Below are 16,207 nucleotides of genomic sequence, written 5' to 3' on the forward strand. Positions count from 1 at the left end.
ACATTCTTGATTACACACCACGTTTATTTCCCCATACTAACGTATGAAGCTGTGGTAAAACACGCACTGCATTTAATTCTGAATCTAGTATCACCTGGTCAATAAGCCACTCATATTTTTTAAGGAGTTGTTGAACAAGCTGCTCTGTATCAGAATCATGAACATCTTCATTTCCTACCTGCAGGTAAAATGGAATGTCTCGATAACGTTTATGAACATTCTTTGCATAAAAAAGATCTTGTTCATCAAACACAACAACCTTCAAACTAATAGACTGAGAGGTGTCTTCTCTCGTTAACTTATAAATAATGTGATCGAGTTTTTCAAAATCAGTCTTCATACCAGAGCTAGGCGGCTTAGGTGAAATGGTTAAATCATCGATTTGCTTTAACCACTCTTGGTAACGGCTGCCCTGTGTCTCAATTGCTATCTGCTTTCCGTTATCTTTTAGCAAGGTAACGAACTCTTGAAGGTTTCCTAGAAGAGCTGGATTTCCTCCTGAAATGGTGACATGTGAAAAGCGATCTCCACCTAATTCAACTAACTCTGACCAAATCTCTTCTGCTGTCATTTGTCTTATATCATCTTTCGCTGATCCATCCCAAGTAAAGGCTGAATCACACCAGCTGCAAGAATAATCACATCCCGCTGTACGAACAAACATTGTTTTTTGGCCAATAACCATTCCTTCACCTTGAATAGTTGGTCCGAATATTTCTAATACCGGTACTTTTTTCACGCTTGTTCCTCCTTATTTTTCGGGCGGAACACTACATAGCTAGTCGGTGTTTCTCTTACGAAGACTTGAACACATTTAGGTTTATTTTCTTTTGTATCCAAGTCTTTTTGTATCACTTCATATATTGCTCGTGCTACACCTTCAGTTGTTGGAAAGTAATTTGAATCTTTATCTGAAAAAAGATCTGTATGTTCATTTAATAGTGAGTGATCAAATCGGTTGTGGATTAATTTTTTTAATGAAGCAAAATTCACTAAAAATCCAGACTCATCAAGCTCATCGCCAGCAATGGTAATGTTAACAAAGTAGGTATGTCCATGGACTTTTTGACATTTCCCTGCGTCCTCATGTGGAATGTAGTGTGCTGCAGCAATATGCATATCTTTATTTAACTCAAATTGGAAAGGATGCTGAACTTGAGGATATATTTGTTGCATCATAGCTCTTTCACCTCACGATCAGTCAAGTACTCATCAAGTCCTTTTTGACGTAATTCACATGCCGGGCATTCCCCACATCCCTCGGCAATGATTCCGTTATAGCATGTAAGTGTCTTATTGCGGACAAAATCGAGAACACCAAGCTCATCTGCCATTTGCCATGTCTCAGCTTTATTAATCCACATAAGTGGTGTATGGATGACAAATGAGCGATCTAAAGCTAGATTTAACGTCACATTACATGATTTCACAAATGCATCACGACAATCTGGATAGCCACTAAAATCAGTCTCACAAACACCTGTTACAATATGTTTTGCCCCAATTTGATTTGCTAAAATAGTAGCAAACGATAAAAACAGAAGATTACGGCCAGGAACAAAAGTTGATGGAAGTTCTCCTTCCTTTTGTTCAATCTCAATATCCGATCTTGTTAATGCATTCGGGGCTAATTGATTTAATAAGGACATATCTAAAATATGATGTTGTATCCCCAATTCTTTCGCAATAGACTTGGCAACCTCAATTTCTAAGCTATGTCGTTGATTATAATTGAACGTAACAGCCACAACTTCCTTAAACTGCTTTAACGCCCAAAACAAACAAGTTGTGCTATCCTGTCCACCACTAAAAACAACAACTGCTTTTTCATTCTTCATCTAAACCGTTCCCTTCTACATGATCTTACGTGTATAACAGTGAGTATTTAACATAAACTTTACATATTAGAAATTTTAAAAAAATATTTACAAAATAAAAAAACACCTTCGAATTCATTTTCGAGGTGTTTGCTATAGTTCATCTATAATAAAACTAATATCTCAAGTAAGAGATATCATAGTTTTTTATAGAGGGTTTAGCTAGAACCTCTCCCGATTTATCAAAATCGGATTTTTGTTAAATTTTCAACTAAGAAAATATATCACGAATATATTTTTTTTGCAATGAATTTATCTATGGAGGAGTTCATATGTCACTAAAGCAAATCCTCATTCGTGTTCGAAGCAGTTTCTGGTACTTACCGACTGTTTATAGTATTATTGCCTTTATTTTAGCAATTATCAGTATGGTTATTGATAGGTTTATTCTGTCACATGATTTTTCTACACTATTACCAAATGTCTTTTTATCAGATGTGAATCTTGCACAAACCATTCTTAGCTCTTTATCCACTTCACTATTAACGATGACCACCATAACGTTTTCATCAATTCTAGTCGTTTTAACTACATATCTTTCTCAATTTTCACCCAGAACTCTACAAAATTTTATCACTGATCATCATACACAGCGTGTACTGGGTATTTTTATAGGTGGATTTATCTATACAATCATTTTATTACTGCTCGTTAGAAATAATGAAGATCCTTCATTTTATATTGTTCCAACATTCGCTATCATCGTCTCCATTATTTGCTTAGGAATGTTCGTTTTTTTCATTCATCATGTCACAACATGGATTAAAGTAAGTAACTTAATTTTTCACATTACTCAAAAAACGATTCAATCGATTCATAAACAATTTATTGATGAAGAAAACTATAAAGAATATCCACCTTGGGAAAATTGGGAGTTTGATGAAATTCAATCGCTTGAACCTTATTTAGTATATAGCAAACGCTCGGGCTATATTGAATATATTGAATTTGATAAAGTAATGACACACTCAACGAATGATAATCTCATCATTAAAATAGAACAGGATTTAGGGAAATATGTTGATGAATATACCCCACTGTTCTCGATTTGGAGGCTTAAGGATAAAAAACAAGCAGAAATTTATTTATCATATATAACGATTTCATCTGATCAAGAGCCTTTCCAAGACGTTCATTTTGGTTTTCAAAAACTTGTTGAAATCGCCCTAAGAGCAATATCACCATCCATAAATGATCCATATACCGCAATAAACAGCATTAACCATTTGGCTAAAATTTTATCATTACTGGGTAAAAAACATTTAGCAACACCATTTTATTATGATCAGCATCGTCAATTAAGAGTCATCTATGAAAGGCCAGGCTTTGATGACTATTTATATGAAAGTTTTTATCAAATACGACATTACGCAAAAGAAGATGTTTCCGTTATGACCGCCATCTTAAAGGCATTGACATACATTGCACAAGAAAATTCTCCTTTTATTAAACAAGCTGTCTGGGATTTTTCATATTATATCGTTGAGGGTTTAAAAGAAACGAAATGGTTATCGAGGGATCAAGCATACTTAAATAATCATCTAAAAGACATTGCCAAGGCTTGTCAAAAGTTTAACAAATCGGATGAATTGATATTGATAGAAAAAAGGTGAGAATCTCACCTTTTTTCTTAATGATCTTCTTTTTTACCTGCATCCTGTGCAAGCTGATCAAATGATTTTACTTTGCCATGAGGATTTTGTGATTGCTTACGTACAGTCCACTGACGTTCTTTTTGGGACTTTGATTGTGTCATAATTACTCCCCCAGGTTACATTTTAGCCTCTATTATGAAGCTTTTTTATGATAACCTCAAAAGGGACATTCAATTCTCACTCATAAATCTTTCGAGCGATGTCTCCCTCTGCCGAAAACTAGAAATAACCCGATTATAATTAAGATAGCTGGCCAAAAGGTAAGAATATTAAAGGTGAAAAGATTCTGTATTAGAAAGACAAAACCTAATCCAGCTAATATAAAAATGGGGATAAGCAACCCCACCTCTTTCCCACCAAATAACCATAATTCAAACAAACCAAATGCAACGGCGAAGAGATAAAAAGGCCATGTAAAACCGGAAAATGACCAATTTGTCATCTCTTCAAACATAAAGAGCAAACTTAATACAAATAATATACCTCCAGGAACCAATAATCCCGCTTGCTGCTTTTTGCCTCCGCTCAAAAAGAATCCTAAATGAAAACCTACTGAAAGAAACAACAAGATAATTGGCCATGTGACACTCCACAAATTACCTATTAGTCCAAATGATTGTAATGAAAAGAATAGACCTAACCCGATTAAACAGACACCATAAAAAACTTTACCATTCTTCATAAGTTCCCTCCTCTCATTTTTTTGTATACATACTACTTCTATGTTACGTATAAAGATGGGAAAAGTTTCAAATCAAAGAAAAAAGAACCTACATGATGTAAGTTCTTTTCACCTTTATGATGTGGCTATTTTTTTATCGAGTAGACTTGTTGTCGATACAACCTGTGGAACTGTCGTGATTTCAAGGGAACGAATGTGATGGTTTTCCATTTCATGAACTTTAAAAATATGGGAACCAAATTCGATAAAATCACCCTTCTTAATATCGTATCGTTCTGTTAATACCCAGCCACCAATAGTATCAACGTCAGAATCATCGATTTCTACTCCCAATAATCCATTCACTTCACTAACTAGAACTTTTCCATCAATAATATATCTGGTATCAGATATCTTCTGAATTAAAGGTACTTCATCCGCATCAAATTCATCACGAATTTCCCCTACGATTTCCTCCAAGATATCCTCAACAGTCACTAGGCCAGCTGTCCCTCCATACTCATCAATTAAGATGGCCATATGAATTCGTTCTCGTTGCATTTTCAACAAGAGCTCATGAATTGGAATTGACTCAATCACCTGTATAATTGGTCGAACATATTTTTCAATTGAAAAGGCTTTTTGGTTTTCAACTTGTATAAGATCTGTAAAAATTTCTTTAATATTGACGATACCTACAATGTGGTCTTTATCTCCATCTACGATTGGATATCTTGTATATTTCTCATCTTTGATAATTTCCAGTTGCTCATGAATATGTGCATTAATTGATAAAGATACGATTTCGGTACGCGGCACCATAATTTCTTTGGCAATTCGATTATCAAACTCAAAGATTTTATTAACATACTTAAATTCAGATTGATTAATCTCCCCACTTTCATAGCTTTCAGAAAGAATAATTCTTAATTCCTCTTCACTATGTGCCAACTCATGCTCAGAAACAGGTTTAAATCCGAAAAGGCCTGTAATAAATCGGGCTGATCCGTTTAATATCCAGATAAATGGGTACATTATAAAATAAAAAGCCATTAAAGGTTTTGCGAACCATAAACTAACAGCTTCAGCCTTTTGAATAGCAACTGTTTTAGGTGCCAATTCTCCGACAACTACATGTAAAAACGTAATTGATGTAAAGGCGATTACAAATGATAACACAGTAGCTACAGTTGTAGGCAGTTCATATTGCTGAAACAAAGGTTTTAGCATATGTTCAATCGTAGGTTCTCCTAGCCACCCCAAACCTAAAGCTGTTATGGTTATCCCTAACTGACAGGCAGACAAATATTCGTCAAGATTACTAATGACTTTCTTTGCAGCGCCTGCCTTTTTGTTTCCTTCTGCAATTAATTGGTCAATACGAGAGCTCCTAATTCTAATAATTGCAAATTCAGAAGCAACGAAAAAACCCGTAAGAGCGATTAAAATTGCAACAAGCAACAAATTCACTATGTCCAAATAAGCTTCCTTTCTCCGTTATCAACGGAAAAGGAGTCACCTCCTGAGAGTTAAATCATACAAAAAATGTTTTATATTAATTCACATGATCATTATCTGCGTCCGCTTGGAGTACAATAAGGGATGCGATAATTGTATTTATTTTTAACACTGCCCCATATTATCACCCCACAGTTTTAGTTAGAATTATCATAATATGAATGAAACTCTTCAGTCAAACGTAACACTTTGCCGATTTCTTAAATAAATATGTGATAATTCGTTTAATAATACCTTTTCTAATGAAAAACCACTCAATACGACCCGAAATGAACATATTTACCACATTTCAAGGAATGATTGTTAGATTTAAAAAAAAACACTTTTACCCAGTTATTAATAAAGCAACCTTTTCCTTTACTATTAAAACCTTTTTTAATTATATACTGAAACAAAAAACCCGCCAATTGGCGAGTAAGATTAGATTACAATAATTTCACAACTTTATCGAAGTCCCTATATGATTCTAAGTAAAAGTCCGCTCCTTGTGAATGATTTTGAAAAAGGCATGTCAATATACCAATTTCCTTTGCAGGTAGTATATCCAACAAACGATCCCCTATTGCTATATCTAATTGATATTTCTCATGTAAATATCGATATGATGCTGAATCAGGTTTTCTCGGAAAACCATCGTCGCCTGCTACAATTTCCTGAAAATAATCATTCCAATGATAGTAGTCTAAAATTAACTTTACTTCATCTCTCGGCTTATGTGTCATAATCACATTAACATTTGCTTTCATAAGAATGTTTTCAACATAAGGGAATGGCTCTTTCATTTTTGGAGAAAGAGATTTTTCTTTCTCTTTAAACGTTTTAATCTGTTCTTCTGACAAATTAAAGTGATTTGCCGCATGGCGAAAAGATACTTTAAGCTGTTTAAGAATGTCTTTTTTCTCTGCTCTATCACGCAAAAGGTCTTGCATAACAAGAGTAAACGCAGGATATGTATCAAATAAAGTTCCATCAAAATCCCATAAGATGTTCATTTTACTCACCTGTTAATATTTAATTTTTCAATCCGCGGTATGTGCCGGTAGTCAATTCTTTCATGTAAGGTTCCAGATCCGGCATATTTACATCTTTCGCCAATTTTATTGCATATTGAATATCATACGGTACTCTGACAAACTGAATAGAAAACGGAGCTTCATCTTTTGACTGGTATTCCCCTTCTAAAATAACATATGCTGCAGAAGTATGGTCAAGAGGATTGCCAACACTTCCCGTATTAAAAAGAGTTTTTCCGTTAAGATGCTGAATAAAAGCATTATGAACATCACCATAGCCCACAACATCAGGATTACCTATTGAGTGTCCTGTATATTCTGTGTTTTCAAACATACTAAGACGCTTTTCTATCGAATCCCAAGGTTGTATACGAGTATATAAACTGAACGGTGAGGCATGGAATAATCGGATCGTTTTCCCACTCATATAAAAATCAATCGAAAAGGGTAATGATTCCAAATAACCATTCTGTTCGTCTGATAATTGCTTTTGATGCCACTTTAATGTCTCAAATTCAGTATCCTTGGTAATAAAATCATCCCAATTCCCCTTCAATACATGCTCACATGTTTGTTTGATTTTTTCAATTGATTCATAAGAGTCTGGACCTTTACCTACTAAATCTCCAAGACAAAAAATCCTTTTAATTCCTCTTCTTTCAATGTCCTTCAATACAGATGTCAACGCTGGCATGTTTCCATGTATATCAGAAACTAAGGCAATTCGTTCCATATAATTTAATGCCTCCTTATCACGTCTTTAGAAGCTTGTCCTTTTATTTTCCTGAAGTGGAATGCAACATTAATTGCAAGACGACTTCAGTATATTGGTTTCTTTAGTGTAGCACAAACCGATGATTATTCCGGCACTTTTTTAATAATTAATAAAACAAGCATTCCTAAGCAAACGTATCCAAATATAGGATACAAAGATGAAATTAAAGAACTATATCCGATCTTACTGATAAATGCTGCCAAACACAAGATTCCACATACAATAATCATTCTCGGTACATTTATAATTGAAACAATTTGTCTTTCAAGGCCATACAGATTTCCAATAACTGATGTAAAGACCTCTCCATATATAACGGCAATGTATATATAGTAGACGGCATATATTGTTGATTTCATCACCTCTGCCATCGGTATATCAAATTCAACTACATTTGGTAATGTAGAGAGAGCAATATGACTGCTTACTAAAATAACTGTTAATAAAAACCCTCCCAACATGCCCCCTCTTTTTAATATTTTTTCATCATTTACTTCATTAGCTAAAGGGACAAGCACTGCTGAAGCCATCGTTAAATTAAAGGCTGCATAAGAAAAACTTGATATAATCCATTTATATGTATCAGATGATTTGTTTGGTCTGAATTCAAATGATTCAATTGAAAATGCTTGTACAGCTAACAATAAACTAAAAACAACTAACATTGGCACTACAATAAGATTAACACTAAAAAGCCCCTTTACTCCGTAAGTCATGACTGCAATCGTCAACAATATAGTAATGATCACACCAAGTCGAACTGATAAGCCAAGCTGTTCTCTAAAAATAGCTCCTGCTCCTGATAACATGATGGAGGTTAAACCTAATAACACGATAAGCATAAATATATTTACAAATCTTCCAAATCTAACCCCAAATAAATAAATCATTACATCTTGGTACGAAGTAGCTCGTATTCTTTTTGATAAGATGAGCAGTTTTGTTCCGACAAACATAAAAAGCATTCCAGCTAACAGGATACCAGCAAGTCCAAATATCCCGTATTTTGTAAAAAATTCAACAATCTCTCTTCCTGTCGCAAAGCCAGCTCCCACCACAGTCCCTATATACACAGCAGCAATTTGGAAAGGAGCAATCCACGATCTTCTCATCCAGCACACCTCACTATAGTTAAACAGGCTTGTATCATTATATGAAAGAAAAGCAGGAAGATTCTATTTCCTTTTAAGTACTATTTGGAAAAAATTTCTTGAATCAAAATAGTTGAATGTCAAATTTGGTCAAAGTATACTATAGTCAAATAAGGGCAAACAATTGATTGTTTTTATCCTATTGGTCAAAGTTGATCAAAACTTCCATCATCAAAACTTTTTGAAAAAGGAGTTTTTAAAATGCAATGTGAAAAATGCAAAACAAACAATGCTACTATTCATTTAAATATTCAAATCAATAAACAACAAAAACAACTAACGTTATGTCATGAATGCTATGCATCATATAAACAAGAGATTCCTACTGGTTCTGGAGGATTTTCTTCTATTCCTTTTGAGCAATTTTTCAATGGGTTTCAGCCCAATCCAACTGAAATGGAGCAACCACAAAACAAGCAAGGTGGCGGCGGCATCCTTGATCAATTAGGCCGGAACTTAACTTCTGCTGCTCGTGCAGGTCTCATTGACCCTGTCATTGGGCGTGATGAAGAAGTAGACAGAGTGATCGAGATTTTAAATCGACGAAATAAAAACAATCCTGTACTAATTGGTGAGCCAGGTGTCGGAAAAACAGCTGTCGCGGAAGGACTTGCCTTAAATATTGCTAATGGAACTGTACCTGCAAAGCTCGCTAACAAAGAGGTCTATTTATTAGACGTTGCATCACTTGTCGCAAGCACTGGTATAAGAGGGCAATTTGAAGAAAGAATGAAAAAGTTAATTGACGATTTACAAAATCGTAAAAATATCATTCTATTTATTGATGAAATTCATCAAGTAGTCGGTGCCGGATCTGCAGAAGGATCTATGGATGCGGGAAACATTTTAAAACCCGCTTTAGCAAGAGGTGAATTACAATTAGTTGGAGCTACTACCTTAAAGGAATATCGTCAAATTGAAAAAGATGCAGCATTAGAAAGACGTTTTCAACCTGTTATTATTCATGAACCATCTCTTGAAAAAGCGATCGAGATCCTTAAAGGTATTCAGGATAAATATGAAGACTTTCATCAAGTCAAATATTCGGAAGAAGCAATCCAAGCCTGCGTAAATCTCTCACACCGCTATATTCAGGATAGATATTTACCAGATAAAGCCATTGATTTACTTGATGAGGCTGGCTCAAAAAAGAACTTAATGCAAGTCACTCCTTCAGTTGCTGAAATTGAAAAACGATTATTTCAACTTAAAAAAGAAAAACAGGAAGCAACAAATACTGAAAACTATGAAGTAGCAGCAAAATTACGCGATGAAGAAAATAAATTAACAGAACAATTAAATCATATTGAAGAAAAAACCGATAAGCTTACGGTTACTATTGAAGATATCCAGGCAATAATCGAAAAGAAAACAGGTATTCCTATAGGCCAACTTCAACAACATGAACAAACACAAATGAAGTTTTTAGAACAGAACCTTTCCAATAAAGTGATAGGTCAAGAAGATGCTGTTAAAAAGGTGGCAAAAGCTATTAGACGAAGCAGAGCTGGTCTTAAATCAAAAACCAGACCAATCGGCTCCTTCCTTTTTGTTGGTCCTACAGGCGTTGGTAAAACTGAGCTCACAAAATCATTGGCAAAAGAATTGTTCGGATCAGAAGATGCAATGATTCGCTTGGATATGAGCGAATATATGGAGAAACATGCAGTCTCCAAAATTATTGGTTCACCTCCAGGTTATGTTGGTCATGATGAAGCAGGACAATTAACAGAAAAGGTTCGTCGCAACCCATATAGTATTATCTTGTTAGATGAAATAGAAAAAGCTCATCCTGATGTTCAGCATATGTTCCTTCAAATATTAGAGGATGGCCGTCTAACAGATAGTCAGGGACGGACTGTAAGCTTCAAAGATACAGTTATTATTATGACAAGCAACGCAGGTGTTGCCGAAAAACGTGTGACAGTTGGCTTTGAAACTTCATCGAATACTGCTGTTGAAGAAAGCAAACTATTGGAATCATTAGGTTCATTCTTTAAGCCGGAATTTCTCAATCGATTTGATAACATTATTGAATTTTCTTCACTGGGAGAAGAAGATCTCTTAAAAATTGTTACGATCATGCTTGATGATTTGGCTGTGACTTTAGTAGAACAAGGTATTACCATGACCGTTTCTGATAAAGCAAAAGAAAAGCTAGCTGGACTTGGTTATCATCCGGCATTTGGAGCCCGTCCACTACGTAGGGTAATTCAAGAGCATGTAGAAGATAAAATTACAGACCTTTTATTGGAACAACAAAAATTCAATCAAATTATCGTTGATGTAGAAAAAGATAACATTGTTATTAAATAATTTGTTTACTGAAGGATTGTCTAAACGCGGCAATCCTTTTTTGTATTGTTACTACTTAGAAACTTCTTCTTTATCAACTAAAAAAGCGATCTATTTTATGTTAATATTTTCATAATGTTGTATTATTTAGACACTTCAACACCGGGAGGGATAAAACATGATTTTGATACGATTTTTTTTAAAGGCCATCCAATTAAACGGTTGGATACTAATTTTGGCCACATTAACCCTTATATTATCAAGTAGTTATATTATTTATTTTATTGAACCTGAAACGTTTGCTAATCCTTTTGAAGGCCTTTGGTGGACAATGACAACCGTAGCTACTGTGGGATATGGAGATGTTTCACCTACGACAGTTAGCGGGAAAATATTTGCTATGTTTTTATACATTATAGGAATTGGACTTATGAGTATTTTTATTGGAAAAGTGATTGACTTTTTTAGCATTCGAAAGCGATTAAAGGAGGAAGGAAAATTGACTATTTCAACAAAAAATCACATTCTATTAATCAATTGGACAAAAAAGGCCGCTATTACACTTGATGAACTCTTAAAAGCATTTGAACATATCCAGGTCGTTATCATTGATGAGCATTTGCCTAAAATACCGATTCAGCACGACAGAGTAGAATTTGTAAAAGGCAATCCTGCGAATACTTCTACCCTTGAACAAGCTAACATTCTTCACTCCAAATCAGTTATGATCTTTTCACCAGATGATTTACAAACTGCATCTCAAGCTGATGGTCACACATTATTGATTGGTTCGATGGTTAAAGGAATTGAAAAGGAGAAAAATAAATCTATTTATACTCTTTGTGAAGTAACAAATTCTGCACATATTAAGGCATTTGCACATGTAAATGTTAATGAATATATAACGGCTAACGACACAGCTGCACATCTTGCTGCACGATCAATCCTTTTTAATGGATCAAGTGAAGTTATTCGACAGCTTACGAGTAATGAAGGCTATGACTTATACTCCGTTCCTAAAAAACCCGAATGGAAAACGTATGAAGATGCAAGGAAGGCACTTTCTAAAAAAGGTGCACTTCTTATTTCTAATGGAAATGACTTTTCAATCATTAACCGATTACAAGAAACAATCCCTGAAGATGCGAATTTATTTATTATTTGTAATGATAATAATTATTTGGATATAGTTTAAAATTCAGGAAACAAGTGAGGATCTTAGTAAGAGCTTTTCTATATTCTCACTTGTTTTTATCACTTTATCCATTCTTTTTCCCATATTTTCGCATATCTTGTCATCGCCTTTCTTCATTGTTCATATACATGCAATGAGGTGTTGTCCATGATGAAAATTTCAACTTTATTTTTGTTCATTTCTTTTTTTTTCCTCTTCTTTAATGGCTCTGCCATTGGCTTTATCTTTTTCCAAGCAAGATTAGGTGATGGATTTGGGATTGCATTATTTTGTGGTACAAGTTTATTTGGTGCACTTTTAGCATCTATCGCATATGAAAAAAAATCCAGTTACTACTCCCGTTTATTTTTCTACAGCAACCTGGTCATTACATTCCTCCCATTCTATTACTATGGTTTTTCACTTATGTTAAGTTAGTGCCTCTTCAGTCAATAGTCTGAATAATCTCCATCTCTTTGATGATCATTATTTCCTTCAATCTCCCGACGTCATTTTTTCATTTCTCTTCTATGATGAACTTAACAAATTCATTGATAGGAGATGAAAAATGATGTTTTTTAATGAATTTACCCATAAGGTGTTATACGATTTTTTTCTTTACGAACTTCAAGTAGAACAAAATAAACTGAATGACCACCTATATGAAGATGAGGGAGTGTTAGAAACATCAACCCAAAAAAAATAAATATATGCAAAATATGATAAAGGACTTCCCTTTGTCATATTCTTTTCACAACTTTTTGAAGAAACTCTAAAGTTTTTCCTTTTTCCTCCGATATAATACATAAGAAAAATAAGAGGAATTTGGTGATTTACAATGGATAAAACGTCATTACTAGGTTTGGTTTTAGCAGCGATTGCAGTTGGAGTCGGTATGTTTATGAAAGGTGTTAGTCCCGTAGTACTAATTAATCCGGCTGCATTATTAATTATTATATTAGGTACAGCTGCAGCGGTTGTTATCGCATTTCCTACAAGTGAAATTAAAAAGGTGCCTAAATTATTTGGAGTTATTTTCAAAGAACAAAAAACATTTACTATTCAAGAATTAATACCATTATTTTCTGAGTGGGCTCAAGTTGCCCGTAAAGAAGGTTTACTTGCACTTGAAGCCAAAATTACAGAAGTTGATGACCCATTTCTAAAAAGTGGTTTATTAATGGCAGTTGATGGTCAAAATGCTGAATTTATTCGCGATGTGATGACAGAAGAAATAGAAGCAATGGAAGATCGACATCAAACCAATGCTTCCATTTTTACTCAAGCGGGGACTTACGCTCCAACCCTTGGCGTACTTGGCGCCGTAGTTGGATTGATTGCGGCACTTTCTGATATGAGCAATACTGACGCACTAGGACATGCTATCAGTGCCGCTTTTGTTGCAACTCTATTAGGAATTTTTACAGGATATGTTCTATGGCATCCATTTGCAAACAAATTAAAACGCAAATCAAGACAAGAAGCAAAAGTAAAAGAGGTAATCATTGAAGGTGTTCTTTCTGTATTAGAAGGACAAGCACCTAAAGCAATTGAACAAAAATTATCCACATATTTACCTGTTGCAGAAAGAAATAAACTAAATGCTGCTATCGCCGGAGGAGAGAGCATAGATGGCTAAAAAGAAAAAACATAAACACCATGATGAACATGTAGATGAGTCTTGGTTAGTCCCCTATGCCGACTTATTAACTTTACTTCTTGCACTTTTCATTGTGTTATTTGCCATGAGTTCAGTTGATGCACAAAAGTTCCAACAAATCGCTAGATCTTTAAATGCCGCTTTTACCGGCGGTACTGGTGTATTGGAATATCCGAGTCCAACACCTGAGGCACAAATGGAGCAACTAAATGTAGAAAAAGAGCAATCTGAAGAAAATATAGAAGAAGCACAAAAACGTATGGAACAACAAAACTTACAAAAAATACAAAAAAAAATAAATACGTATATAAAAGATAATAATCTTGAAACGAAATTACAAACAACTTTAACTGACGAAGGATTAATGATTACAATATTAAATGACATTTTTTTTGATTCAGGAAGTGCGGATATACGATCAAAAGATGTCCAGCTGGCAAAAGGAATATCCGAACTACTTGTTATGAATCCACCCCGGAATATTATTGTGAGTGGACATACAGATAATGTTCCTATTAATAACTCGGATTTTGATTCTAACTGGCATTTAAGTGTAATGCGCGCCGTTAATTTTATGAAGATACTAATTGAAAATGATAAGCTGGATGCTAAAGCATTTAGCGCTAAAGGGTTTGGTGAATACAAACCGGTTGCCAGCAACGATACGAAAGAAGGCAGACAGAAAAACCGAAGAGTTGAAGTTCTAGTATTACCTTATGAACAGAAAGAGTAAACTAAAAAGGATCATCCTATAAATCAGGATGATCCTTTTTAAGATAATTACTCACTTTTCATGATATCATTAGCATGAAAACCGACCTTTTTAAGTAGCTCTGTAACAAGATTTTTCTCTTCGTCTGTTAAGACGCTGACTATTTCATCTATTTTCTCTTGATGAGTTGGGAAAATCTCTTCGATTAATTGCTGTCCTTTTTCAGTAATTTGGGCATGTGTAACACGGCGGTCATTTGGACAAGCTCGTCTTTCCAGTAAACCTTTTTGCTCTAATTTATCAACTACATATGTGATGCTTCCACTTGCAAGCAGAATTTTCCCGCCAATTTGCTGCAAAGGTTGTGGTCCCTTATGATAAAGCAACTCAAGTACAGCAAATTCAGTTGGATTTAAATTAAATGTGGATATATGTTTATTCACGACATCATTAAAAGCTCGATGTGCACGTGAAAGAACGATAAAAAATTTTAATGATTCTTCAATATTCTTTGTATTAGCCATTTTTCTCAACCCTTTAAAATTATCTTGAATTCAAAATATTGATTAAGCATAATAATAGACTATGTTAATCAGAATGTCAAACAGAACTACATAGCTCCTCTGCTTGGCATTGGTTCCTCGTTTAAAAATATCTTACACAAGTTTTTCAATTGTATCAACACTTCAAAGCTCCCCTTATCATATACAGAAGGAACACTGAGCCCACTTTAACATATACTTACATAGAGTCGTGTTTACTCCAGTATTACAGAATGTCACACCATTTATGAATTCTTTGTTCCAATCAAAAGAGTAACAACATAAGTAGTATAATTTTAAAAGGAATTTGTTTCCTCGTAGTAAGAGATTCGGCTATAATAGTTCTAAATGACAATTAATGAACAAAGGGTATCCATATTAAAAGGAGAAAACTCAAATGTCTGAAGTATTATTAGGTAGTATTTTATCAGCCCTATCAACAGGATTAGGTGCTATTCCAATCCTTTTTTTACAAAAAACCATTACACATCGCTGGAGAGACATTTTATTAGCTTTTACAGCTGGAATCATGATGACTGCTGCAATGTTAGGATTAATACCTGAATCGTTGAAATATGGAGGCATAATAGAAGTCTCAATTGGGCTGTTTTTAGGTGTATTAGTTCTTACCTCACTTGAAAGAGCCATTCCCCATATTGATTTAGAACATACCAAAAGAGGGATAAAATTTGATGAAAAAGCACTCCTTATTATTGCTGCTATAACATTGCATAATATACCAGAGGGACTTTCGGTTGGGGTTAGTTATGCTTCATCAGGCAGCAGTGCCAATGAAACCGGAAATCTCATTGCGTTTGCAATCGGGTTACAAAATGCTCCTGAGGGATTTTTAGTGGCACTGTTTTTAATTAATCAAAGCATTAAAAGAGGGAAAGCATTTTTAATTGCAACCGCCACTGGTGCAGTAGAGATTGTTGCGTCATTATTAGGATTTTATTTAACTAACTATGTAAGCTTTCTTGTTCCATATGGATTAGCATTTGCAGCTGGAGCTATGCTATTTATTATTTACAAAGAACTTATACCCGAATCCCATGGTGACGGAAACGAACAGTTTGCCACCTATTCCTTTATTACAGGGATCCTCTGTATGGTCATCTTAATCAATAGCTTTTAATAATTGAATCAAAGAAAAAATACAGTGATGTGCACT

At 34.5% G+C, this 16,207-nt stretch carries 18 protein-coding genes; 8 read left to right on the forward strand and 10 right to left on the reverse strand.

The window, feature by feature from the left end:
* Positions 1-10: 10 nt before the first annotated feature.
* The 3 genes from queE to queC are packed head-to-tail and all read right to left on the reverse strand — an operon-like array spanning position 11 to position 1,838.
* Positions 11-739 (reverse strand): 7-carboxy-7-deazaguanine synthase QueE, encoded by a 729-nt coding sequence (gene queE / locus LC095_RS21280; RefSeq protein WP_226530082.1) that lies wholly within the window; start codon positions 737-739, stop codon positions 11-13.
* Positions 736-1,179, reverse strand: coding sequence for a 6-carboxytetrahydropterin synthase QueD (gene queD, locus LC095_RS21285; RefSeq protein WP_226530083.1), 444 nt, complete (start codon positions 1,177-1,179; stop codon positions 736-738). Before queD ends, queE begins: the two co-directional genes overlap by 4 nt.
* A complete protein-coding gene (gene queC / locus LC095_RS21290) occupies positions 1,176-1,838 on the reverse strand; it encodes a 7-cyano-7-deazaguanine synthase QueC (RefSeq protein WP_226530084.1) in 663 nt (220 codons plus the stop codon). The genes queD and queC overlap by 4 nt, the downstream gene beginning before the upstream one ends.
* 311 nt (positions 1,839-2,149) lie before the next feature.
* On the opposite strand from queC, the gene LC095_RS21295 reads away from it, so the two are divergent.
* Positions 2,150-3,490: a DUF2254 domain-containing protein gene (locus LC095_RS21295; protein ID WP_226530085.1), complete on the forward strand. Its 1,341-nt coding sequence runs from the start codon at positions 2,150-2,152 to the stop codon at positions 3,488-3,490.
* Positions 3,491-3,507: 17 nt separating this feature from the next.
* On the opposite strand, the gene LC095_RS21300 is transcribed toward LC095_RS21295, so the two are convergent.
* The 6 genes from LC095_RS21300 to LC095_RS21325 all read right to left on the reverse strand — a co-directional run bounded on the left by LC095_RS21300 (position 3,508) and on the right by LC095_RS21325 (position 8,611).
* Positions 3,508-3,633 (reverse strand): DUF6254 family protein, encoded by a 126-nt coding sequence (locus LC095_RS21300; RefSeq protein ID WP_226530086.1) that lies wholly within the window; start codon positions 3,631-3,633, stop codon positions 3,508-3,510.
* A gap of 80 nt (positions 3,634-3,713) precedes the next feature.
* A complete protein-coding gene (locus tag LC095_RS21305; protein WP_226530087.1) occupies positions 3,714-4,214 on the reverse strand; it encodes a hypothetical protein in 501 nt (166 codons plus the stop codon).
* 114 nt (positions 4,215-4,328) lie between these two features.
* On the reverse strand, positions 4,329-5,672 hold the full coding sequence (locus LC095_RS21310; protein WP_226530088.1) for a hemolysin family protein: 1,344 nt from the start codon (positions 5,670-5,672) through the stop codon (positions 4,329-4,331).
* Between the two features lie 464 nt (positions 5,673-6,136).
* Positions 6,137-6,703, reverse strand: a complete 567-nt coding sequence (locus LC095_RS21315) for an HAD-IA family hydrolase (RefSeq protein WP_226530089.1) — start codon at positions 6,701-6,703, stop codon at positions 6,137-6,139.
* A 19-nt stretch (positions 6,704-6,722) separates the two neighbouring features.
* Positions 6,723-7,457 carry a metallophosphoesterase family protein gene (locus tag LC095_RS21320; RefSeq protein WP_226530090.1) on the reverse strand — a complete coding sequence of 245 codons (735 nt, stop codon included), beginning with the start codon at positions 7,455-7,457 and terminating at the stop codon, positions 6,723-6,725.
* 125 nt (positions 7,458-7,582) lie between these two features.
* Positions 7,583-8,611 (reverse strand): hypothetical protein, encoded by a 1,029-nt coding sequence (locus LC095_RS21325; RefSeq protein WP_226530091.1) that lies wholly within the window; start codon positions 8,609-8,611, stop codon positions 7,583-7,585.
* Positions 8,612-8,851: 240 nt separating this feature from the next.
* On the opposite strand from LC095_RS21325, the gene LC095_RS21330 reads away from it, so the two are divergent.
* The 6 genes from LC095_RS21330 (at position 8,852) to motB (ending at position 14,512) form a co-directional block, all read left to right on the forward strand.
* Positions 8,852-10,966 carry an ATP-dependent Clp protease ATP-binding subunit gene (locus LC095_RS21330; RefSeq protein WP_226530092.1) on the forward strand — a complete coding sequence of 705 codons (2,115 nt, stop codon included), beginning with the start codon at positions 8,852-8,854 and terminating at the stop codon, positions 10,964-10,966.
* 157 nt (positions 10,967-11,123) lie between these two features.
* A complete protein-coding gene (locus LC095_RS21335; protein WP_226530093.1) occupies positions 11,124-12,140 on the forward strand; it encodes a potassium channel protein in 1,017 nt (338 codons plus the stop codon).
* Between the two features lie 150 nt (positions 12,141-12,290).
* Positions 12,291-12,557 (forward strand): hypothetical protein, encoded by a 267-nt coding sequence (locus tag LC095_RS21340; protein ID WP_226530094.1) that lies wholly within the window; start codon positions 12,291-12,293, stop codon positions 12,555-12,557.
* Between the two features lie 133 nt (positions 12,558-12,690).
* Positions 12,691-12,825, forward strand: coding sequence for a hypothetical protein (locus LC095_RS26945; RefSeq protein WP_264196149.1), 135 nt, complete (start codon positions 12,691-12,693; stop codon positions 12,823-12,825).
* Positions 12,826-12,957: 132 nt separating this feature from the next.
* Positions 12,958-13,758 carry a flagellar motor stator protein MotA gene (motA, locus tag LC095_RS21345; protein ID WP_226530095.1) on the forward strand — a complete coding sequence of 267 codons (801 nt, stop codon included), beginning with the start codon at positions 12,958-12,960 and terminating at the stop codon, positions 13,756-13,758.
* On the forward strand, positions 13,751-14,512 hold the full coding sequence (gene motB, locus LC095_RS21350; protein ID WP_226530096.1) for a flagellar motor protein MotB: 762 nt from the start codon (positions 13,751-13,753) through the stop codon (positions 14,510-14,512). The genes motA and motB overlap by 8 nt, the downstream gene beginning before the upstream one ends.
* A gap of 47 nt (positions 14,513-14,559) precedes the next feature.
* On the opposite strand, the gene LC095_RS21355 is transcribed toward motB, so the two are convergent.
* On the reverse strand, positions 14,560-15,015 hold the full coding sequence (locus tag LC095_RS21355; RefSeq protein WP_226530097.1) for a MarR family winged helix-turn-helix transcriptional regulator: 456 nt from the start codon (positions 15,013-15,015) through the stop codon (positions 14,560-14,562).
* A gap of 415 nt (positions 15,016-15,430) precedes the next feature.
* On the opposite strand from LC095_RS21355, the gene LC095_RS21360 reads away from it, so the two are divergent.
* Positions 15,431-16,171 (forward strand): ZIP family metal transporter, encoded by a 741-nt coding sequence (locus tag LC095_RS21360; protein WP_226530098.1) that lies wholly within the window; start codon positions 15,431-15,433, stop codon positions 16,169-16,171.
* The last annotated feature ends 36 nt before the right edge of the window (positions 16,172-16,207 follow it).

This window comes from Metabacillus niabensis (assembly GCF_020524345.1).
In the GTDB taxonomy this organism is placed as follows: domain Bacteria; phylum Bacillota; class Bacilli; order Bacillales; family Bacillaceae; genus Metabacillus; species Metabacillus niabensis_B.